At 60.4% G+C, this 20,737-nt stretch carries 15 protein-coding genes and 8 pseudogenes; 8 read left to right on the top strand and 15 right to left on the bottom strand.

The genetic code is table 11. The features are described 5' to 3' along the window. Window positions 1-94 precede the first annotated feature (94 nt). The 3 genes and pseudogenes from D3227_RS28395 to D3227_RS42985 all read left to right on the top strand — a co-directional run. The gene (locus tag D3227_RS28395) at window positions 95-316 is read left to right on the top strand and encodes a hypothetical protein (RefSeq protein WP_120017558.1); all 222 of its coding nucleotides are present in this window, start codon (window positions 95-97) and stop codon (window positions 314-316) included. A 443-nt stretch (window positions 317-759) separates the two neighbouring features. Next, window positions 760-1,356, top strand: coding sequence for an orotate phosphoribosyltransferase (pyrE, locus tag D3227_RS28390; RefSeq protein ID WP_120017557.1), 597 nt, complete (start codon window positions 760-762; stop codon window positions 1,354-1,356). A 540-nt stretch (window positions 1,357-1,896) separates the two neighbouring features. After that, window positions 1,897-2,307, top strand: a pseudogene (locus D3227_RS42985) (FAD-binding protein); the annotation flags it as partial. A 347-nt stretch (window positions 2,308-2,654) separates the two neighbouring features. Here the strand turns inward: D3227_RS42985 and glmS are convergent. The 11 genes and pseudogenes from glmS to D3227_RS28310 all read right to left on the bottom strand — a co-directional run bounded on the left by glmS (window position 2,655) and on the right by D3227_RS28310 (window position 12,193). Then, complete coding sequence (glmS, locus tag D3227_RS28370; RefSeq protein WP_120017555.1) at window positions 2,655-4,478, bottom strand: glutamine--fructose-6-phosphate transaminase (isomerizing); 1,824 nt, start codon at window positions 4,476-4,478, stop codon at window positions 2,655-2,657. Between the two features lie 187 nt (window positions 4,479-4,665). Next, a pseudogene (locus D3227_RS42980) lies at window positions 4,666-5,048 on the bottom strand (transposase family protein); the annotation flags it as partial. 546 nt (window positions 5,049-5,594) lie between these two features. Beyond that, window positions 5,595-7,238: a chaperonin GroEL gene (gene groL, locus D3227_RS28360; RefSeq protein WP_120017553.1), complete on the bottom strand. Its 1,644-nt coding sequence runs from the start codon at window positions 7,236-7,238 to the stop codon at window positions 5,595-5,597. 62 nt (window positions 7,239-7,300) lie between these two features. After that, entirely contained in the window at window positions 7,301-7,597 is a 297-nt protein-coding gene (groES, locus tag D3227_RS28355) for a co-chaperone GroES (RefSeq protein WP_006203049.1), read from the bottom strand. A 439-nt stretch (window positions 7,598-8,036) separates the two neighbouring features. Further along, window positions 8,037-8,525: a hypothetical protein gene (locus D3227_RS44100; protein ID WP_167480888.1), complete on the bottom strand. Its 489-nt coding sequence runs from the start codon at window positions 8,523-8,525 to the stop codon at window positions 8,037-8,039. A 388-nt stretch (window positions 8,526-8,913) separates the two neighbouring features. Continuing rightward, window positions 8,914-9,147 (bottom strand): hypothetical protein, encoded by a 234-nt coding sequence (locus tag D3227_RS28340; protein ID WP_120017552.1) that lies wholly within the window; start codon window positions 9,145-9,147, stop codon window positions 8,914-8,916. A 463-nt stretch (window positions 9,148-9,610) separates the two neighbouring features. Next, on the bottom strand, window positions 9,611-9,850 hold the full coding sequence (locus D3227_RS28330; RefSeq protein ID WP_120017550.1) for an NAD-dependent epimerase/dehydratase family protein: 240 nt from the start codon (window positions 9,848-9,850) through the stop codon (window positions 9,611-9,613). Between the two features lie 236 nt (window positions 9,851-10,086). After that, window positions 10,087-10,471, bottom strand: a pseudogene (locus D3227_RS28325) (type II toxin-antitoxin system VapC family toxin). Further along, window positions 10,468-10,712 (bottom strand): annotated as a pseudogene (locus D3227_RS28320) (type II toxin-antitoxin system Phd/YefM family antitoxin). The pseudogenes D3227_RS28325 and D3227_RS28320 overlap by 4 nt, the downstream one beginning before the upstream one ends. A 269-nt stretch (window positions 10,713-10,981) precedes the next feature. Further along, a complete protein-coding gene (locus tag D3227_RS42970; RefSeq protein WP_245451909.1) occupies window positions 10,982-11,086 on the bottom strand; it encodes a hypothetical protein in 105 nt (34 codons plus the stop codon). A 645-nt stretch (window positions 11,087-11,731) separates the two neighbouring features. After that, window positions 11,732-12,193 (bottom strand): phasin, encoded by a 462-nt coding sequence (locus tag D3227_RS28310; RefSeq protein ID WP_120017549.1) that lies wholly within the window; start codon window positions 12,191-12,193, stop codon window positions 11,732-11,734. 281 nt (window positions 12,194-12,474) lie between these two features. Here D3227_RS28310 and D3227_RS44415 point away from each other — a divergent pair, with 281 nt between their 5' ends. Next, entirely contained in the window at window positions 12,475-12,978 is a 504-nt protein-coding gene (locus D3227_RS44415; RefSeq protein WP_425374559.1) for a hypothetical protein, read from the top strand. Between the two features lie 123 nt (window positions 12,979-13,101). On the opposite strand, the gene D3227_RS28295 is transcribed toward D3227_RS44415, so the two are convergent. Together D3227_RS28295 and D3227_RS28290 are read right to left on the bottom strand one after the other, a co-directional pair. Continuing rightward, window positions 13,102-14,748: an MFS transporter gene (locus tag D3227_RS28295; RefSeq protein ID WP_120017546.1), complete on the bottom strand. Its 1,647-nt coding sequence runs from the start codon at window positions 14,746-14,748 to the stop codon at window positions 13,102-13,104. A gap of 629 nt (window positions 14,749-15,377) precedes the next feature. Next, on the bottom strand, window positions 15,378-15,674 hold the full coding sequence (locus D3227_RS28290; RefSeq protein ID WP_120017589.1) for a DUF982 domain-containing protein: 297 nt from the start codon (window positions 15,672-15,674) through the stop codon (window positions 15,378-15,380). A 269-nt stretch (window positions 15,675-15,943) separates the two neighbouring features. Here D3227_RS28290 and D3227_RS28285 point away from each other — a divergent pair, with 269 nt between their 5' ends. Next, complete coding sequence (locus D3227_RS28285; RefSeq protein ID WP_120017588.1) at window positions 15,944-16,180, top strand: type II toxin-antitoxin system Phd/YefM family antitoxin; 237 nt, start codon at window positions 15,944-15,946, stop codon at window positions 16,178-16,180. Window positions 16,181-16,183: 3 nt separating this feature from the next. Beyond that, window positions 16,184-16,600: a PIN domain-containing protein gene (locus D3227_RS28280; RefSeq protein WP_120017545.1), complete on the top strand. Its 417-nt coding sequence runs from the start codon at window positions 16,184-16,186 to the stop codon at window positions 16,598-16,600. Between the two features lie 487 nt (window positions 16,601-17,087). Here D3227_RS28280 and panC read toward each other — a convergent pair. Beyond that, window positions 17,088-17,977, bottom strand: a pseudogene (gene panC / locus D3227_RS28275) (pantoate--beta-alanine ligase). Further along, window positions 17,974-18,817, bottom strand: a pseudogene (gene panB / locus D3227_RS28270) (3-methyl-2-oxobutanoate hydroxymethyltransferase). The pseudogenes panC and panB overlap by 4 nt, the downstream one beginning before the upstream one ends. A gap of 331 nt (window positions 18,818-19,148) precedes the next feature. On the opposite strand from panB, the pseudogene D3227_RS42965 reads away from it, so the two are divergent. Together D3227_RS42965 and D3227_RS28260 are read left to right on the top strand one after the other, a co-directional pair. After that, window positions 19,149-19,271, top strand: a pseudogene (locus D3227_RS42965) (MucR family transcriptional regulator); the annotation flags it as partial. A gap of 82 nt (window positions 19,272-19,353) precedes the next feature. Further along, a pseudogene (locus D3227_RS28260) lies at window positions 19,354-20,632 on the top strand (IS701 family transposase). Window positions 20,633-20,737 lie beyond the last annotated feature (105 nt).

Genomic DNA, 20,737 nt, shown 5'->3' with positions numbered 1-20,737 from the left:
GCGAGTGGTAAGCTCGCCAGCACCACTCCTGTAGGTGCCTCCATGCAAGAGTGCAGGCTGCCCGGCGATACGCTCCAGATTGGCGAGGGGAGAGATGACGGATAATGAACTAACAAAAGCCCGCGGCGAAGCACTTGGCGTTATCGTCTGCCGGCTCGACGAACTGCGCCAGATGGCCGCCTCTCACGGGCTGGAATTTATCGGTTATCTGCTGGACGTCGCCTTCACGGAATCCTGCGACGCAATCAGAAGGGAGCGTTCCTGCGCTCGAAGCGAAACAATGGATGCGGCGGTTCGCGCTGACGACGTGAGTTGAGCCATTGCCGGCAGCAGCCAGGGCCTACTGTTTTGAATGAAACCGGTAATCGCGCCTCCATATGGGGCACTTCTCGCTGGATAGGCTTGTCGATCAGCAACCCTGCAACGCTCCCGGTCAAGGACAGATGATTTTGGAGACAAGGTGGTGGATATGAACCCCGACTCAGCCCGGACCTGACCTCGGACCCAATCGGTTGGGCGCTTCCGCCCTGGACGCGAGAGGCCCGGTAGCCAGCGCTACCCAGCCGTAGGGGAATGGAAGCCGCACCCGTGATTACGCTTTAGGCACGCAATAACGATAAGGGTAAAAATCTGCGCGAAACGGTCGCACCGGTATTGACTTTAATTGACACACACCGCGAACACTTGCATAAGCCGCGTAGCGGTAGTGGCTGAGGGGCATGCCGCACCCAATTTTTCCCTAGGGGCGAGGTCTGATCTATGGCGGCACTGGCAAAATTCAGACCAGTTGATTCCGGCCAACACGGCAAGGACGAACTCCGCGAGATTGTCCGTGAGCGCTCTTATCGATACGGACGCTACACGCTCTCGTCGGGCATAGAGAGCGACATCTATTTCAATATGAAGCCTACTATGATGGTGGCGCGAGGCGCGCAACTTGCCGCACTTGAGTTCCTAAAGATCGTTGAGCAAACGAAAGCAGAGTACGTCGGCGGCCTTGAAATGGGCGCGGTTCCCGTAATCGGATCAATGGCGGCTGTCAGCTCGGTCATGAACAAACCCATAAACACGATCTTCGTTCGCAAGGCTCCCAAGGCTCACGGCACAAGGGACGTGATTGAAGGCCTTGGCCCCAAAGAAGATCTCAAGGGAAAAGTCGTCCTGATCGTTGACGACGTTGCCACAAGCGGCAAGTCGATATTGAAGGCGATTGAAGAGGTCCGCCACGTCGGGGGCATTGTGCGTGACGCTGCTTGCCTCGTGGACCGCGACGAGGGAGCTTCGGCGCTGCTAGCCCAACATGGTGTAACGCTGCATTCCGTGCTGCATGCGAGCGAATTTGGCGTACGCCACTGACAATCTCATACAACGTCTTTCCGGCGACCTAGCCTTAGAGGACATTCCGCCGATTTGCAGCGAGTGCAAGCGCCTCGTGACTGAGAGCGATTGCCCTTGCCCATCCACCCTGTTGTTGGTGCAACACATGCTCGCTGCCGTTCACCAGCGGCTTAACGCCGTTGGCTACCTCTCTGAGCAAGGCGCCGTAAGACTGAAGGCTTTTACCGATTATCTGGCGGCGGTCGTTCGCATAGCTTCAGAGACCGGCGACGCGGCACCCTGGATTGATCTAGCCCGCCGGTTTAGCGCTCTTTTCGGTCCCGATGAGGTTGCCCATTAGGGCTTATCACGCTTTTGCTGGACGAGCAGCCTCGGCGGCAATGCGTCATAGTTCGCCGGCGCCATGGTGCGAGCGTAAAAGCGCCGAGCAGCACCCGGCAAGAATATGCCAGTGACTCGGCCAAGCCCTGCTGGGGGAGCTGGTACGATTACTTCCCGTGGGAGGACCATCGCTCCGGCACGCCGCCGGTGGTGCTGGATGTTCTGCGCCCCGCCTGATCGAATGGGCGCCGCCGGATCGTGCACGCCACCCGCCGCGAGTTGTTCCGCACGCTCCTCGCCGCGGTTCGACGGACACGTTCGATCACTATCCGGGAAGGCGTGACAGCCCTTCGCCTCGTCGTAGCGGAGGGCGGCATTTGTGGGCGTGTTGGCGGCCCGACATACAGGCGCCTTCGCACTGCCGACGCGATGCGTGGTGCTCGCGACCGGCGGCATCGGCGGCCTGTTTAGCGATACGACGAATCCTGTCGGCTCAGGGGACACGGCCTGGCGCTCGCCGCCCTGGCCGGCGCGGAGCTCGCCGATCTGGAGTTCGTGCAATTCCATCCGACCGCGCTCGAGGGCCCAAGGCGCCCGATGCCGCTGGTGAGCGAGGCGGTGCGCGGCGAAGGCATGGCACCAATTGATTTTCGATGGCTCCTACAGGCCGAAACGAAACCCTCCTGCTGGGAAATGCATCACCCCCTTCTGACGTGCGGCAAGCGATTGGTCTTTTCTTGCCAGACGCGGCAGGCGCCGGCAGAGGCAGATCAATATTCGCCCCCCGGACTGATCCGCGATCGCGTGTTGTGGCATTCGCTGCAGGACGATGTTTGCTTTGACGGTGGAAGCTTCTTTAGGTGTGATGTCTGGACTTCGTGGATCGGGACGTATCCTGGGGGCTCGTCCTTGCCGATCAGCATATTTCAGAACATTCGCCGAAGATGTCTGGTGTTTCCCATGGACAAGCCCTTGCCCCCATCAAGGCGTCATATTCATTCGACGGTGACCGATTTTGCGAGATTTCGCGGCTGGTCGACGTCTGTGCCCATGAAGACCGCCGTGTTGTAGGCAAGAAGCTGTATCGGCAACGAGAAGATCATCGGCGCGATAATCTCGTCGACGGCCGGCAGCACGATAGTGTGCGATGCGTCGAGTTTCGATGCGGCTGCGCCTTGCTCATCGGTGATGAGGATGATCCGCCCGCCACGGGCGGCGACTTCCTGCATGTTGGATACAGTCTTGTCGAAAAAGCGATCATGTGGCGCGATGACGATCACAGGCGTGTTCTCATCTATCAAAGCGATCGGACCATGCTTCAATTCGCCCGCCGCATAACCCTCGGCGTGGATGTAGGAAATCTCCTTGAGTTTCAGTGCGCCTTCCATGGCCAGAGGGAAACTGGTGCCACGGCCGAGATAAAGCACGTCATGAGACTTTGACAGTTCGCGCGCCAGGAGCTCGATCTCCGCCTGGATGCTGTTCAGTACCTGGCCCATGAGCCGCGGCATTTCGGCAAGGCTCTTGACGAGCGCCTGCACCTCGTCTTCGGATAAGGTTCCGCGCGCGCGGGCGGCACCGACGGCGAGTGCGGCAAGAACGGCAAGCTGGCAGGTGAAGGCCTTGGTGGAGGCGACGCCGATCTCCGGGCCGGCCAGAATGGGGAAGACCGCATCGGCCTCTCGAGCGATGGTCGAGTCGCCGACATTGACGACTGCGCCAGTTTTCAGCCCAAGCCCCTTACAGTATCTTAGCGATGCCAGCGTATCGGCGGTTTCGCCAGACTGCGAAATGAAAAGAGCCGCCGACCGCGGCGACAACGGGATCTCGCGGTAGCGGAATTCGGACGCGACATCGATTTCGACAGGCAGGCGCGCATAGCGCTCGAACCAGTATTTTCCGATCAATCCGGCGAGATAGGCCGTGCCGCAGGCAGCGATCGCGAGGCTCGGAATCCTGGCGAAATCGATACCGGAAACCGTGTCGACGCGATTCTGTGTGAAGTCGATATAATGACCCAGCGCATGGGCGGTGACCTCGGGCTGCTCGTAGATTTCCTTCTCCATGAAGTGGCGATGGTTGCCCTTGTTGGCCAGATAGGCCACGGCTATGGAGGTCTGGCGCGGACGCTCGACGGGATGGGCGTCGAAGTCGAAGATCTGGGCGCCGGTCCTGCCAACGACGGCCCAGTCGCCATCGGCGAGATAGGTGATTTCATTCGTGAAGGGAGCAAGCGCAATTGCGTCGGAGCCCAGGAACATCTCGCCGTCACCGTGACCGATCGCCAGCGGTGGTCCGTTGCGCGCCGTCATGATGGTCGACGGATCATCCACGAAGAGAATGGCGAGCGCATAGGCACCCCTGAGGCGTTTCAGCATGGCATGCATCGCTTCACGTCGATTCATGCCCTCCCGACGGTGCTTCGCCAACAGATACCCGATGACCTCGGTGTCGGTGTCGGTCTGGAACTCCGCTCCAGCTGCCGCCAATTCGTCTTTCAGCTCGGCGAAATTCTCGATGATGCCGTTATGGACGACGGCCACACCATCGGTAAAGTGCGGGTGCGCATTGCGTTCCGTCGGCGCCCCATGGGTTGCCCAACGGGTATGGCCGATGCCGATTGTGCCGCTCAGCGGCTCTTCCTTCAGTCTCGTCTCGAGATTGACGAGCTTGCCTTCAGCGCGCCGGCGCTGCAAGGCACCCCCGGTGATCGTCGCAACGCCGGCCGAATCATAGCCGCGATATTCCAAACGCTTCAATGCGTCGACCAATCGATACGATACCGGCTGTCGTCCAATGATGCCGACAATCCCGCACATGTTCTTCTCCGAAGGTCCAACCGGTCAGCCAACGATGCATTAATCACGAGGACGGCACGGGAGGCTTTCATTCAGGATCGTACATATTAGGCTCCGGAACATCGGTAAAATTGATTGTAATTATGGTCGTCATCCACTTCGCTGATAGGTTCAGACGGGTTTCAGGGCCTAGATCCAGGGCTCGGACTCATAACCAATGGCCGACGATCGCGGCGGTGCAGACCGCCGCTGGGGAATTTGACGGCAAGAGGCTCGCATCGTATCGCGATGAGCCGGCAGAACATGCGTTCGACGGCGTTTCGGTCGTGGTAGAGGACAGGCGAGAGGCAGTTCTGCCATCGCCGGCCGCCTTTGGCGGGATGGCCGCGGGCTTCGATCAGGCGGCGGGTCGCGTCCGAATCATAACGCTTGTCGGCCTGCAGTATCCGGGTGTGTGGCAGACGTTTCAGTGGCTGGGCTCCCCTTCCAATCAGCGACCTGGCCGCCGATGAGCTTGAAGGCGATGGAACGACAGACAGTCCGTCAGCGTGGAATTTGGTCGCGGCCGCCGCGCGAGCGCCTGATGGCCTGATGAAACGGAACGGGGCGAGGGCGACGACATGGAAATTGTGCTCCGCAGTGGTTGGTTCGCGGACTGCGGAGCTGGCCATGTGGAGCGCCAGGAGGTCGGCGCTTCAAAACAGGGCGGAGCTGAGAGGTTGGGCCATGGGCCCGTCTCTTCGTCGGTGTTATGGACAAGGCCTGGTTCGATCAGTTGAGCGACTTGGAGCGCGGTCGCGTGGGCAGAAATCCTGCATGAAGGAAATCCGCTCTCGGTTTCGTCATTCACGGCGTGTTCGGCGCCTTCGTCACGCTTCGGTGCCAAGCTGGCGCTAGCTGACAGGGGCCGCTCGACGCAGCATCGCGCGGCATGGGCCTTGCAGAACGAAAAAAGGGCGGCATCGCTGCCACCCTGTTTCGTATCTGAAGGCCGAATGGGTTGGATTAGAAATCCATGCCGCCCCTCAAGCCCGCTTGCGGGCTTGAGCATTGTCAGTTGATGGGCGTGCTTTATGGAGTTCTCATTACGACTGATCTTATCCAAAAGGTCTGCAACTTTTCGGGATCATTCGTCAATTAGAAGTCCATGCCACCCATGCCACCGCCGGGCATGCCGCTCGGCATGCCGCCTGCAGCTTCCTTCTTCGGAGCTTCGGCGATCATGGCTTCGGTGGTGACCAGCAGGCCGGCGACCGAGGCCGCGTCCTGGAGAGCCGTGCGAACGACCTTCATCGGATCGACGATACCCATGGCGATCATGTCGCCGTATTCGCCGGTCTGGGCGTTGTAGCCGAAGGTCGCGTCCTTGTTGTCGAGGATCTTGCCGGCAACGATCGAAGCTTCAGCTCCGGCGTTGGCGGCGATCTGGCGGGCCGGAGCCTGCAGAGCGCGGCGTACGATGGCGATGCCGGCGGTCTGGTCGGAGTTGGCGCCGACCGCCTTGATGCTCAGCGAAGCGCGCAGCAGCGCGACGCCGCCGCCAGCAACGATGCCTTCTTCGACGGCCGCGCGGGTCGCGTTGAGGGCGTCATCGACGCGGTCCTTCTTTTCCTTGACTTCGACTTCCGTCGCACCGCCGACGCGGATCACCGCAACGCCGCCCGCCAGCTTGGCGAGACGTTCCTGCAGCTTCTCCTTGTCGTAGTCAGAGGTGGTCTCTTCGATCTGCTGCTTGATCTGGGCGACGCGGCCCTGGATCTCGGCCTTCTTGCCGGCGCCGTCGACGATGGTGGTGTTCTCCTTGGAGATCGACACCTTCTTGGCGCGGCCGAGCATGTTGAGGCCGACATTCTCGAGCTTGATGCCGAGGTCTTCCGAGATGACCTGACCACCGGTGAGGATGGCGATGTCTTCCAGCATGGCCTTGCGGCGATCACCGAAGCCCGGCGCCTTGACGGCGGCGATCTTCAGGCCGCCACGCAGCTTGTTGACGACCAGCGTGGCCAGAGCCTCGCCTTCGACGTCTTCCGAGATGATGACCAGCGGCTTCGAGGTCTGCACGACAGCCTCGAGGATCGGCAGCATGGCCTGCAGGTTGGAGAGCTTCTTCTCGTGGAGAAGGATGTAGGCGTCCTCTAGATCCGCGACCATCTTGTCGGCGTTGGTGACGAAGTAGGGGCTGAGGTAGCCGCGGTCAAACTGCATGCCTTCGACGACTTCGAGTTCGGTCTCGGCGGTCTTGGCTTCCTCGACGGTGATGACGCCCTCGTTGCCGACCTTCTTCATCGCTTCGGCGATCATCTTGCCGACCGACTCGTCGCCATTGCCGGCGATGGTGCCGACCTGGGCGACTTCCTCGGAGGTCTTGATCTTCTTGGCGTTCTTGGTGAGGTGGGCGACGACTTCGGTCACGGCGAGATCGATGCCGCGCTTCAGGTCCATCGGGTTCATGCCGGCGGCAACCGCCTTGTGGCCTTCCTGGACGATCGACTGCGCCAGCACGGTCGCGGTCGTGGTGCCGTCGCCGGCGATGTCGTTGGTCTTCGAAGCAACTTCGCGGACCATCTGCGCGCCCATGTTCTCGAACTTGTCTTCAAGCTCGATTTCCTTGGCGACGGTGACGCCGTCCTTGGTGATGCGCGGGGCGCCGAACGACTTGTCGATGACAACGTTGCGGCCCTTGGGGCCGAGCGTGACCTTCACCGCGTCGGCAAGGATATTGACGCCGCGCAGCATGCGCTCACGGGCATCACGGGAGAATTTTACTTCTTTGGCAGCCATGTTTAGCTCCTGGCAGGGGCTTCGATCGAGCCCGCAGATTTAGATGACGGTGAGGCCGATATTCAGCCGATGATACCCATGATGTCGGATTCCTTCATGATCAGAAGGTCTTCGCCATTGAGCTTGACTTCGGTGCCCGACCACTTGCCGAACAGAATGCGGTCGCCAGCCTTGACGTCCAGGGGGACGAGCTTGCCGGCTTCGTCGCGGGCGCCGGAACCGACGGCGATGATCTCGCCTTCCTGCGGCTTTTCCTTCGCCGTATCCGGGATGATGATCCCGCCAGCGGTCTTGGATTCGGATTCAACCCGGCGAACGACCACGCGGTCATGAAGCGGGCGGAACTTCGACTTTGCCATTTTTTCTTCCTCGAATGAGAACGGTGAGAACTGTTCCTCCGTCCGGCGAAGCCGGACAAACAAGCCCGGCAGCGCCGGACCCTTGGTTAGCACTCACCAATGGCGAGTGCTAACACCGCGGGGGATAGGCTCCTGGCATAGGAGAGTCAAGACGCTCATGAGGCGATTGCAGACAGCCGGTATGATGATTGGGCCGGCTGTCCTATTGCCGCCGAGGCGACCGCAGCGCCAGCAGCGGCCATCGTTCGGCGAGCCCGTAGCTGCCGGTCAGCTCAAGACCGAGATCACCGAAAGGTCTGGCGTCACAGATCGGTCGAAAAACGGCGCGTCTGCGAAGCAGCAAACCGCGCCACCCGGCGGCTTGGCAGCCCCATGACTGAAATGGGGTGCGGGCGGAACGCACTACTCAGCCGCCCGGATCGATGATGCGAAAACAGGCCTAATATTCCGTAAACAGGAAGGCTGGCGGCGCACCGATTGCAATTGCGCTGACGTAAGGTAAGCTTGGCCCGTCCTGGATCGTCCATCCCATTGCAGATTCGGGCACTCCCAATCTTGCCGCCTTCGGGCGGCTCTTTTGTTTCATGTAACCTAAGGAATGGCAATGTGATTGGCGGCTCTGGCCGGGCGCTCCGCATTCGCGGATATAGGGTCGCGGCACCTGAGCCACCGGACCTTGCTGGGTATGTCTCATGAGCCACTTCCCAATGCCCGGCACAGTTGCCTCTGCCGATAAGCGAAGTATCGTTGCGCCGCGAATCGGCTGGAGGATCAATGCGCAACCAGACAAACCGTTCATCATCGAGGTCAAACCCTCACGGAAGCCGAAATCCGGCCCACGGAAGACGTCGATCTGGGGGCAGTTGGACTTGAGGACCGAGGACGATCCGCCGGCTGGAACGGCGGCGCAAAAGGTGCCAGCCGCCATCGAGGATAGCGCTGCGGCCGGGGGCCGCTGACCCAAACGTGCTGCTGTGCGCCTATGTGGAATCAATGACAAGGAGCGGTCAGCAGCAGACTGCTAGCGACGGCCGTCGGTGTGAGTGTCAGCCTGTAGGCGCTGTGCGAGTTCGCATGGGTTCTGGCGTACCAGACGCGCGCGAGGACATAGGCGCAGGGATCCGCGTTTTTTTGACACCGGGAATGTCGCCGTCAATGTGACGGGAGTCGAGGAAGGGCTGTCGGTGCTTGAGGCCCGTGGTGATTGCGCCGACGTCGTGATTGCCTGCAGCGTCAGCGCAACTGAGTGCTATGGCGGAGGGACCGGCATCCGCGTCACGGTTCCTCCGTCCAACTGCTGGCAATAGATCGCAATCTCAGGACAAGATTTCCAACAAGTCCGCCTCAAGCGGCGTCCAGTCGTTCTGTGCCAGCGCGCCACGGCGCTCGAGCGCCGATAAGACGTCGGCAAACCGGTGCTCCAGCGGTGCCGCCGCAGACCACCCGTAGGCATTCATAAAGCGGCTCGGGTCGACCGCGCAGTCGATATTGCGAAAAGGAAACCAGGCTCTTGGCCTTCGCTCGCCAGCCGCCGAGCCGACGCAATGCATCTCGACTCTCGGCCCGCGACACGCGCCAGAAGTACGGTCAGCCCGGCCGATGTCACCAACTCCGGATCGGCGAGATTGTAGGCAGCGAAAATCGGCCCGAGTGCATCCTTGGAAACCAGGTCGTGATGACCGCGCCCAGATCGTCTTCATGCAGAAACTGATAAACCGCGCTGACCAGAACCGGGCGCCCATGCCGGATGCGTCGGAAAAACCAGCTTTCGCGATTGAGATCGTTGTTGGGGCCGAATATGTAAGGTGGGCGATACGTAGCGCAAACGGGAAAGCTCGCCTCGCGATAGACCTTTTCAACCTCGACCTTGCCTCGACCTTGCCGCGCCCGTACTCGGCCCAGGCTGACCCGCCACCTGCCAAGTCGATTTCCCGCGCTGGGGTCGCCGCCCCATCGGAATAAACTGCGGCGCTCGAGATGACTGCCGCCCGCGTGACCCGCCGGCCAAAGCCGTCACCATGATGCGAGCCTGCTCGCCGGTATAAGCGTTGGTGTCGATGACACAGTCGAACTCCCGGTCGAGTATGGCGCTCGTGACGGCTTTGGCGTCGTTGCGGTCGGGATCAGCTGTTCGACTCCGATGAGCGGGCGAGTACCCCGATTGAGCACGCTCACCGCGTGCCCTTCGGCGACCAAGGCACGCACCACCGCGTGTCCGACAAATCCGGATCCCCCAATAACCAGCGTTCTCATGCCTCGTTGCTCCAGGCTCGCAATATCAATTGCCCTTCAGTGTCCGGCGGGTCGGCAGCGTTTCTTAGATCAGGATTGTCGGAGTTCCTGCGCCTGGCTTGGAGTTTGACGCGCCAAATCTCTTCCGTTGGTCGGAACCGCCGGGAAGCCGGGAGACGTAGCGCATTGGTGCGGAGGATTTATGAACGGCCATCATGTATCGTGGTGATTGGTGAGCCGGCTTGCGGCGTAGCCTTTCAGAGACGCCGAACCGGGCCCGGATAGCGCGCCACGAGATCGTCGACCGTAATCAGCGTGATGCCTTCCACGATGGACTGAGCGATCAGGATACGATCGAACGGATCTATGGATCGACGGAAGTCCATCGACCGCGACTGCATGCTCGCTGGTGATCGGCAGTTCATGATAGCCATTGTCGAACAATCCTCGCCGCAGCAGGCGCGGATCGACGGTAAAATCCGAACGGCCGAGACTTCGCTTGATGGCGACTTCCCAGAGGCTGGCAGCACTGAACAGCAGCTCGTTGTCTGGGTTCTCAATCTCGGCTATCGCCTCTAGCGGGAGCCGATCCGGTTCACCTGCCGCCCACAACAGATGATGTATGTCCAGCAACGGCTTCACGCGTCACCGTCGAACAGCTTTTCGATTTCCTCGCTGCCCATGCGGTCGAAGTCTTCGGGAACCGAGAATGCACCGGCCATAAACCCGATCCGCCGTATCGCGCCAGCGTCGGGCTGATCGATCGGGACAACCTTGACAAGGGGCCTGCCGGATTTGGCAATGATAAAAGGCTCGCCTTTGGCCGCCTTGCCGACCAGACGAGAGAGATGGGTTTCGCCTCGTGGATGTTAACCGTCTGCATGTGGTTCACCATTTGACCTTAGTCCGATGAACTTAGTTTATCTTACCCTCTTCTACAAGGGTTTGCTGCAAGCCCGCCGCCGGCGGAGCCTTCAGCCGGACCCAGTCTCGATGGCGCGGGGCCAGATAGCTACGGGCCGCCTCTCCGACCTTTTCCCCCGGTATTCTCACCAGGGGCATCAGCTTGTCGGTGTGTCGGATAATCCACCAGCCTTTGGATGAGGCAGTATCAGCGTACTGGCCCCGCGCGACTTCACAGCGGGCCAGCTCTCAATCGCAGCGCAGAATCTGGGCCTCGAATGTGGATGCGATGAACGCTCCTCGAGCAGAAGCTGGATGTGCCTTGCCAGGCAACACCGGCAGACAAGCGTCCATCGCGACTCATTGTCGCTCTCCCGGAGCAGGATAGTTGCCGCATCGTTGACATCGAGAGATAGGCGCGGCGCTGAGACAGGTCAGCCGAACGCCGACTGGCCTCTTAAAGTTGCCCAAGCCGGCCATCTCCTCTCCACCACAGCCACAGCAGCCAAGTTTGCAATTTGACCCGGCTACCCTTGGCCGACCGGCTGCCGCGCGGCGCGCTGAGGTCCTATATGCTTACCATAAAGCATAGGAGACTTCGCTTTGGCAGTTGGGGTTTGCAGGATCGCCTTGACAAGGAGCTGGTGTGCCGACCAGGTCGTCGATGTGGGACTCGGTCGACGAGGCCGCGGCCTTGCCACCCGATCCGGCCACGAGCGGACCTCGCGCGCTTGATGACCGTCGCGACTGTTTCGGTGTCCTTCGGCAGATGAGCACATCGCGCCGTCGAGTTCCGGCGCTGGACGTTGCCGGTCCAGGCGAGCGACTGTTTGGCAAGTCCGCGCGATGCATGGAAGTGACCTTCAGGCAGCGATCGACCACCATTCCAAATCGGGCTACGGCCAGAAACCCGCTTTGCACGACAGGACCCTGACCGGCACAATGACGGGTAGCCTGAAATCGAGGAGCGCTCCCGCATTGATTGGATCATCTAGAAAACTAGGCGGCCTCGAGGCCCTTCAGCGCCTTCGCGAAGGCGTCCTTGACCGGCTTGGAAACGTCGGCCGCCGCCCTGGCGGTGAGCGCCTGGATGTCCTTGACTTGCTCGACACCCATTTCAAGGCGCTTGCGTAGAAAGATCCTGTGCAATTCAAAACCTTCTGACAGCGACTTCACACGGACCAGAGCCTCAAGGTGCGAGAAGTCAGCTTCGGCGTTCGCGCGCAATGCCGCGATCATCTTCAGCGACAACTCGTTGCCGGCCGACTTCGCGGTTTCGGCGCTCGACTCGAGCGCCTTCTGGGTCTCTTCAGCGCCTGATTTGAATTTTTGAAGCACCTCGTTCGTTTGCTCCATGCCCTTGTCTGCGACGGCGCGAAGTTGATCGGTAGCCTTGCCGGGATCGAATGCCGCAAATTCGGTGGCTTCGGTTGCGTTGGACTTGTCAGTGGGTTTGGACATTTCTTGAACCTCCGCTTGAAGATGGTTTCCCGCCCGCGACAGTACATTGGGGCTGATGTGTGACAGTGGTATGTGCACTGCAACAATCTGGTGCGGCGTAGGCTCGGCCGCTCCAGATCGGCTTCGCGCGGACGTGCCAGTGATCGAATGGGTTACGGGTAATGACGTGCCGTCATGGCGCGTGCCGACCTCGCCTTTGCCGAGAACGGTTTCAGATCGGACCGGCGCCGGCTTCGAATTTCTCGGCGCTCTCCGGGCCCCCGCTCGATCCATGATCGAGATTGCTAGACAAGCAGGCCTTCCTCTCTGGCGGCTGCCTTGAGGGCGATGCGGGCATCGTCAGGCGTCAGTTCTCCGGCCAAGGCGGACAAACAGACGCGTACCGCCTCGTTCCATCTGGGACCGTGCTTGGTCCACTGGAGCAGCTGATCGGCTGCATCTTCGACGCTGCTGCACTCGTAGCGAATACCTGGGGTGCTGGTATTTATCACGACAGGTGGCGAAAACCTGTGAAGGGACACCGGGGGCGTCATTCATGTAGATCGAAAATAACGAACGCGCCGAGAAACATGGGTCTCCAAGACGATGCGTTCGGTAAGCTCACAGTCCGTTCCGCTCAGGTCCGGACCGCGGTTGCGATCTGCCGCGACGGTTGCCTTGATGGAGATCGTTTCGCCAAGCTCGGCGGTTTGGAGCGGCAATCGAACGAGTTCTTTGGCGATGACAGCGGCCTCGTGAGAAAGCGAGGATACTTCTCGCCGCAAGTGTCCAGATCGGCGCCCTGATGCTTCAATGGCCGATGAGCCTTCTGGCGGATCGCGTCGCCAGCCGTCTGATAAATGCTGATTGCGGTCGGTACGGTCGCTCTGGCCGCAGCCCTGCTGGCGATGCTCTTGAGGCTCGATGTGCTACGGGCGCGATGCAAAGGGCACAGGCTGAACTTCGCTGCCAGAGGCGGGGCTTGTCGACCGTTCGATCGAAAGTGCGAGATGAGGAGAAGACCCATCAGCCTGCAGAGCGGCTAGGCGCTCGGCTACCTCCCTGTCAGCCAAAGTCAGGCGATGATTTAGACGAAGGTAATCCGTCCATGTCGGAGTGCGGAATGTCTCAGTCCAAAGAGTCGGCTTCTGAAGATTTCGCTGCAGCGTCCAATTGCGCGCACCGGCTCGGGTCTGAACGCGCCGCCTTTCGCGCATGCAGCGCAGAAACGCCTCGATATTAGGTTCCGGGATCGAATACTCCACCTTGACCACGATTGGACCGCTCCTCGGCCTTAGAGTGAGGGCCAGTTCTGGTGGGATGAAGTCGGCAGCCCCTTGATCCGATTCTTCCCATAGTCGTATCGGCAATACCTTTCCCGCTGCTGCAACCAGCAACAGTGCCACTGCAGCACCTTCCAAAGCCCACGTCAGGGAATAGTTCTGCGCGACAGCTCCCCAGATCCAGCTGCCGGCTGCCATACCGCCGTAGGTCAAAGCGTAATAGATCGACAGAGTGCGACCAACGACCCACCTTGGGCTTGCCAACTGCACACACACGTCGGTTCCGGTCCAGGTGACGACCCAGCCTGCGCCACCGATTGCAAGCGCGATCGCCGCCACCGTCACGGATGATGTGAGGGCCAGCAAAAGGCAACACGTTGCGCAGGCAACGGACGCCAGCGTGACCAATCGCTCTTGGGTCGCAATGCGTCTCAAGTAACCATTGCCAATGCCTGCGACAAAGGCGCCTGTGCCGAAGCCGGCCAACAGGACGCCGTAAACAAGTGGCCCACCCGCCAGCTGATCGCGGACGAGGAGGGGAAGGAGAGCAAGGATCGAGATGCTCGACAGCCCGAACAGGGTTGCACGCACAATCGCCACTCTGATCTCCGAGGAGATCGCGGTGAAGCGCATGCCATCATGAATGGCGGTCGCCATGCGCTCGCGCGGAAGAGGCGAAGAGCGAACCTGCCACTTGGCGCGCAGGACAGCGCTCAACGGGACCAGGTCGCTCAGCGCTGCCAAGGCGAACGCGGCCAGAGGTCCCAGAAGCGCCAAAATAACACCGCCCAGTGCCGGACCTACGCTTCGGACAATATTATATCCCACCGACATCAGCGTCACCGCAGCGGGTATCTCGCGCTTTTCCAGGATATCACCGACGGAGGCGTGCCAGGCTGGATCATTCAAGGCAAAGCCGCATCCGGCCAGAAAACCCAATCCCAGGATCAACCACGGACTGACAAAGCCCAGACCGACAGCGAGAGGCAGCGTCGTGGACGCCAGTGCGATCAGGCAATGTCCGGCAAGCATCACCCCGCGGCGGCTAAAACTGTCTGCAATGGCTCCAGCAAGGATCGACAAGAAGAAGGCGGGCAGTGTAGATGCAGCCTGAACGAGTGCCACCATCAGGTCGGAGGCTGAAATCGTCGCCATGAGCCAGCCGATAGCCACGCTCTGGACGAGCCAGCCGAGGCTGGAAATCTGCGTGGCTGTCCAGATCGAGCGAAAGACCGGGTTCTGAAGAGGCATCAGCGTGGTTGCCGCAAAGGGCGGGGAATCTTCACGCCGCATGACTTTCTCACCTCCACCAAGTCGTTATTCGCTCACCTGCTGACAGCTGGGCGCTTCGCGCACAGCTGCGTCACAACCAAGCTCCGTCATCGCGCTCTCAACACAGGAGATGTCGCATCACCATGCTGATGCGCGATAAGTCCAGTTGGGTGTAAGCCGGTCGAGGTCGCGCAGCCCGATGGATGCGGTCAGTTCTGCCCTGCGACTCTCAGCTTTGGATGGTGCTAGCGCCCCGATGGCCGGCTTGTCAAACGGCAGCAGGCTGGCAGCGCCCATCGGCTGGATCCGCAGCAAGAACGGAAACCGCCTGCTGCTACGGGCGAGCCGCTTTCACCCCTTGGGACCACACAAGGCCAGTGAGGTTCAAGGAGCAGCGTCTCGGTCGCTCAGCGCCTTCTTGATCTCGTTCAGCGTGCCGGCCCCGCTTTCGAACAGCGCCATGATCTTCGCGGCCAAAGGCCTCGCGTTCGGGGCTGTCCGGCGGGAAATGGCCGCCTAGCTCCGCGAGGGCCTTGCTGAGCATTGCCAATTGCTGGACGAGCAAAACTGTTGTGCGGCATGGCAACCTCCCTCAAAGCGCCTCTAGCCATCCACGAAGTCCCAGCAGCAGAAGTGGCCAAAACCTATGCTTACACCTTTCCGGTGCCCGACTTGCAGGCGGCGAGCCGCTGCATCGCGGAAGTTTCATCCTCCAATATGGCGACCCGTTTCACAAAGCCAAAAAAGGCGTTGCGGGCAGCACTCACAGGCTTTCGCCCATCATAGGCATCATAGCACGTCCTAAGGGCGATCTCGTGGACTGCGTCCCCGCGATCGTCTGGCCATTCAGTGAGGAAATCGATGGCGTCCGCGAGGTCCGCAATCTCTTGTACGATGTATGTGTCACGTTTCACGAACAGCGGGGTGCCGAAAGCCTCAGCGTTCATTCTTTCCTCCCGATCTGCTGAACAGCTAATTTGTGCGAACAGATGCATGACCGGAACCCGTTTATGATAGCAGAATGTGTTGTCAAGGCGATGACGGTTCAAGACGAAAGCGGCGGCTTGCGGAGTTGTGAACGAGAAGTCCGCGGCAATTCGACGAATCTTGCATGAGGCTGCGGAATCACGTCTGTGACCGACGGGTACAGGGGTTCGTTTGACGACATGCTCTTGCACATATATTCTGGCCACATGGTCATTTTATGGAGACGCCGATGAAAAACATCACCGTAGTGGAGGCGAAATCCCGCTTCTCAGCTTTGCTGGCGGAAGTCGAAGCTGGCGAAGAAATCGCCGTCACCAGGCACGGCAAGGTGATCGCGCGCCTTGTTCCCGACCATCCCCGCGTGGCGGCCGACGCCTTTCGTGATTTTTGGGCAGACGCCAATGAAATCGATCTGGTCGCGCCTGACGACAAGCAGGCTGAACATGTGACTTCGTTGGACGGTTAGATTGTGACGTCACTCTACCTTCTCGACACGAATATCCTGATAGCGGCTATGAAGGGTCGAATCGAGGTGCGTGGACGATTGGAGTCCGAGCAACTGAGCGCAATGCGGCTCTCCGCCATTGTGCTGGGCGAAATAGAATTCGGCGCGGAGAAAAGCGCTTATGGCGACCGCAACCGCGCTCGCTTGGCCGCGCTGGCTCAACGGCTCCCGTTTGTCGGAGTCGACTACGACACAACGCGACATTATGCGAAGGTTCGAGCATTTCTGGAGCTTCAAGGAACGCCAATTGGGGCCAACGATACATGGATTGCCGCGCAAGCGTTGGCGATCGACGCCACGCTGGTCACAGACAATGAGCGCGAGTTTTCCCGCGTGCCTGGACTGGCACTCGAAAACTGGTTGGAACATGCGCAACCATGACCTTGTTTATCCGAGGAAACCCAACGGCAGTGACGGTTCGGGCCTGCCAAGCGAATATCCGCCGGGTCGGGAACCGCCGCCTCGAAAATCTCAAAATAGCTCTTCCGTCTCTGGGCTCGTTGTGGAGGCGCGCTTGCGAACCTTCCCGCCGATAATTTCCTTTAGCTTCTCGGCCGTTGGCTAAGCGCCGTTCATTTTTGGCGAAACGCTTGGCGATGATCCGGGTAACCGTTGAATGGCCGAAACCGCTTCGCAATAGTTTCGCAATTGCGAGGTCGGACTAATTCGGAATGATCCGGCATTGTTGGTGACGTAGCCGGTGAACTCGGTGAAATAGCCCGTGATGGGAACATGGACCAGCGAGGCGCCTCGAATGGGGCCGGAAAACTGCGTACGCCACCGCCGGAAACATCCGTGTAATCGGGGTGGCAAGCTCACCCGCGCAGGGAGTCGAGGATTTTGAGGCAGACTTGGATGCGTCAGAGACTTAAGCGGCTGCAGGTGAAGCAAACCTTTTGGAAGTGCTTTGCTTTGCCCGAACGCTCACATTGTCAATGAGACGGACGTCACGTAGCCATGCGGCCACGAGGATGCGTGACGATCTGTCTGCGGCGTCGAGCGGCGAGAGGTCATCGTCGGCCCGCAGTTCAAGATACTCGACTTCTTTGTAGCCGGCCGCCAGGATTGCCTGCCGCGCCTCAATGGTACGTCGTCGGCTGTCGCCCCTGTCGCAAGCCGCTCGGTTGACGCGAACAGAATTTCCGCGAGGCTCGGCGCCGCCTGTCGCAGTACTGACGAGAGGCGAAGGTTGCGCGCCGACATTGCCAGACCGTCGGCTTCGCGCACCGTCGGGCAGGCGACGATCTCGATCGGAATATCGAGATCGCGCGTCAGCCGGCGCACGACTTGCAACTTCTGGAAATCCTTCTCTCCGAAGAAGGCCAGATCGGCGCCCGTCTGCAGAAAGAGCTTGGCTACGACAGTTGCCACGCCGACGAAATGGCCGGGACGGTATGCACCGCACAACCCGTCGCTCACTCCGGTCACCGCGACCGTGGTGGCGAAACCTTCCGGATACATTTCAGAGGCATCGGGTGCGTAGAGCATATGGGCACCCAGACGCGCGAGCTTAGCAGCGTCCTCGTGCTCCGTTCGTGGATAGGCGGCAAGGTCAGCCTCATTGTTGAACTGTCTCGGGTTGACGAAGAGCGTCATGATCACCCGATCCGCGCACTCCGCCGCCGCTCGCACCAAGCTGAGATGGCCTTCATGCAGCGCGCCCATCGTCGGCACGACGGCAACCTTGAGGCCTTCGCGACGCCAGGCTGAAACAATGCTGCGCAATTCCGCGACAGTCCGGACGATCGGTATGCTCACGCTACCTCTCCTCCTTTGACGGTCTTTGGCGCATCGCCGAAGACATGCTCGGCCGCTGGAAAATTGCCCTCGCATACATCCTGCGCATAAGCCGCAACCGCCGCCTCGGCGATTTGTCCGAGCTCTGCGCAACGCTTGACGAATTTCGGGCGGAAGTCGCCGAACAGGCAAGCATGTCGTCGACCACCAGGATCTGCCCGTCGCACGCTGGCGAGGCCCGATTCCGATCGTCGGAACCGCCACCTCGTTGGTGATCCGCCGGGCGAGTGGCTGAGGCACCTTTTCCAGCACGACCGAAAAAGCACCGGCCTTCGCCGCTGCCTGGGCATCGCGCCGGATCCGCTCACCGTCCTCGCCCCTGCCCTGCACACGATAGCCGCCGAAAGTATTGACCGCCTGCGGGGTCAGGCCGACATGGGCCATGACCGGTACGCCACGCGCGGCGAGGAAATGGATCGTCTCCGCCATTGCCTCGCCGCCCTCGATCTTGACGGCCGCACAACCGGTCTCGGCCATCACGCGGGCTGCGTTTCGGAAAGCCTGCTCGGGGCCTTCCTCATAGGAGCCGAACGGCATGTCGACGACCATGAGCGCACGCTTAAGGCCACGCCGCACCGCCTTGCCGTGCAGGATCATCATTTTGAGCGTCACGCCGAGAGTCGAAGGGAGACCGTGGAGCACCATCCCGACGCTGTCGCCCACCAGCACAACATCGCAGTGCGGATCGATGAACCGGGCGACCGGGGTCGTATAAGCTGTCAGGCAGACGAGCGGAGCCTGGCCTTTCCGCAAGCGAATGTCCGGCGGCGTGATCGCCTTGGTCTTAGCAGATGTGCTCAAGCGAAGACTCCTACCCTTGGCGTTACCCACCTAGGATGTCGCCTTTGGCGAATTTTTGTGCAGCTGCGAAGACCAAAACATTTACGCGTGGGGATTGGCGCCGAAAGGCATTCCCACGGACCATCAGTGCCAGTTCGAGCCCCCGCCGCACCGCCTTGCCATGTATGATCATTCAGCTCCAGGTGATATGGGCGGGAAGCGTCGCTATTAACCGCGGTGCAGGACGAGCATCGCAATAGTCTTGCCTGGGCTTTATTGCTTTCCGCGGCAACCGCCACTATGTAGCGACACTTCGCCGACTGTCTTTCAAGCATCCGGAGAGTTTCATGACGCCGATGTCGTCTCAGCCTAAGTCTCCAACAATCCGGTTCCGGTAGGTGATCTCCCTACCCTGATCGGCCAGGTCCACGCGGCACTCAAAGGCACTGCCGTCGCCAGCGTTTCCGCAGAAGAAGCGGAGTAGCGGAGGCTCTAACACTACTTTGGCAGGTTTTTAGCGGCGGGCGAGTTTTTGGAATTCCCAAGAGAGAGTTTGCGTGATTCATAGGAGGTCGGCTTGTGGAGGGCCGATCAATGGATGTGGACTGGCAAGCCGATCTCGAGCGCTGGCTTCAACCGTTTTTGGCAGGTCTTTCGCATCCAGCTCGGCGCCGGATGTGTCCGCTGTACATTGCTGGTCTGATCGGGCCGGGCGACCGTAAGAGCGTACAACCGATGGCCGCGCGAGCGGGCGATGTCGGCTACGATCAGCTTCATCATTTTGTCGCGGCAGGGGTTTGGGACAGCGCTCCGCTCGAGGCCGCCCTGCTGAAGGAGGCAGATCGCCTGGTCGGCGATGAGGCGGGTTTTCTCGTCATTGACGACACAGCGTTACCGAAGAAGGGACAACATTCGGTTGGTGTCGCGCCTCAATACGCTTCGTCGCTTGGCAAGACGTCCAACTGCCAGTCGCTGGTGTCGGTGACCCTGGCCTCACGCGAAGTGCCGGTGATGGTGGGCCTTCGGCTCTTCTTGCCCGACACCTGGACGAATGATCCCGAGCGGATGATGCGGGCGCGCGTCCCGAAGGATCGACAGGTCGCTCTGACAAAGCCGGAGATCGCCATCGAAGAGATCGATCGTGTCATCGCCTCCGGCGTGCGTTTCGGCTGCGTGCTTGCCGACGCGGGCTACGGGTCGAGCAGCTCTTTTCGTCAGGCTTTGAGTGAGCGCGGTCTGCTGTGGGCTGTAGGACTATCGCGACGCCAAAACGTCTATCCGGCCGATGTTGATCTGATCTTCCCGGTCGCGACCACCGGCAGGCGCCGCCAATATCACATCCCGGACCAGCCGCCGGTCTCTGCCGAGGTGATGCTGTCTGGTGAGAGATGGCACAAGATAAGCTGGCGGCGCGGCACTAAAGGTCGGCTGACATGCTTGTTTGCGGCTCGCCGTGTCCGCGTTGCGGACGGTCATAAGCACCGAATGCTCGACAATCGCATGCAATGCATGCCAGGCGAGGAGGTCTGGCTCGTCGGCGAACGCCGGTCGACTGGCGAGCAAAAATACTATGTGTCGAACTTACCGGCCGATGCGAGCCTCAAGATGCTCGCCGCCACGATCAAGGCGAGGTGGGTCTGTGAGCAGGCACATCAGCAATTGAAGGAGGAACTCGGCCTCGACCACTTCGAAGGCCGATCATGGACTGGATTACATCGACACGCCTTGATGACCATGATCGCCTACGCCTTTCTCCAAGCCCGCCGCCTCAAAGCAGCGGGACGGAAAAAAAAGAGTCGGGGGACCACCGCCACAACCGAGCATGCCAGCTGTTAGACAAGCCATTCTTGACCTCTTCACGCGGCCGCCACGCCGCAGATGTCCTCACTGTGAGAAGCTGCTCGCAGACGCCGTCAAACCTAAACTGCCAAAGTAGTGCTA

Source organism: Mesorhizobium waimense (assembly GCF_003601975.1).
GTDB lineage: Bacteria > Pseudomonadota > Alphaproteobacteria > Rhizobiales > Rhizobiaceae > Mesorhizobium > Mesorhizobium waimense.
This window is presented reverse-complemented; position numbering and strand designations above follow the sequence as displayed.

Bases quoted from the DNA above. Each gene is read 5' to 3' on its own strand.
- D3227_RS28295 (WP_120017546.1), bottom strand. From the start codon at position 14,748: ATGCGGCGTGAAGATTCCCCGCCCTTTGCGGCAACCACGCTGATGCCT.
- D3227_RS28330 (WP_120017550.1), bottom strand. From the start codon at position 9,850: ATGAGAACGCTGGTTATTGGGGGATCCGGATTTGTCGGACACGCGGTG.
- D3227_RS28310 (WP_120017549.1), bottom strand. From the start codon at position 12,193: ATGTCCAAACCCACTGACAAGTCCAACGCAACCGAAGCCACCGAATTT.
- D3227_RS44100 (WP_167480888.1), bottom strand. From the start codon at position 8,525: ATGGCGGCTGGCACCTTTTGCGCCGCCGTTCCAGCCGGCGGATCGTCC.
- groES (WP_006203049.1), bottom strand. From the start codon at position 7,597: ATGGCAAAGTCGAAGTTCCGCCCGCTTCATGACCGCGTGGTCGTTCGC.
- D3227_RS28290 (WP_120017589.1), bottom strand. From the start codon at position 15,674: ATGAACGCTGAGGCTTTCGGCACCCCGCTGTTCGTGAAACGTGACACA.
- D3227_RS28285 (WP_120017588.1), top strand. From the start codon at position 15,944: ATGAAAAACATCACCGTAGTGGAGGCGAAATCCCGCTTCTCAGCTTTG.
- D3227_RS42970 (WP_245451909.1), bottom strand. From the start codon at position 11,086: ATGGACGCTTGTCTGCCGGTGTTGCCTGGCAAGGCACATCCAGCTTCT.
- glmS (WP_120017555.1), bottom strand. From the start codon at position 4,478: ATGTGCGGGATTGTCGGCATCATTGGACGACAGCCGGTATCGTATCGA.
- pyrE (WP_120017557.1), top strand. From the start codon at position 760: ATGGCGGCACTGGCAAAATTCAGACCAGTTGATTCCGGCCAACACGGC.
- D3227_RS28340 (WP_120017552.1), bottom strand. From the start codon at position 9,147: ATGCATTGCGTCGGCTCGGCGGCTGGCGAGCGAAGGCCAAGAGCCTGG.
- D3227_RS28395 (WP_120017558.1), top strand. From the start codon at position 95: ATGACGGATAATGAACTAACAAAAGCCCGCGGCGAAGCACTTGGCGTT.
- groL (WP_120017553.1), bottom strand. From the start codon at position 7,238: ATGGCTGCCAAAGAAGTAAAATTCTCCCGTGATGCCCGTGAGCGCATG.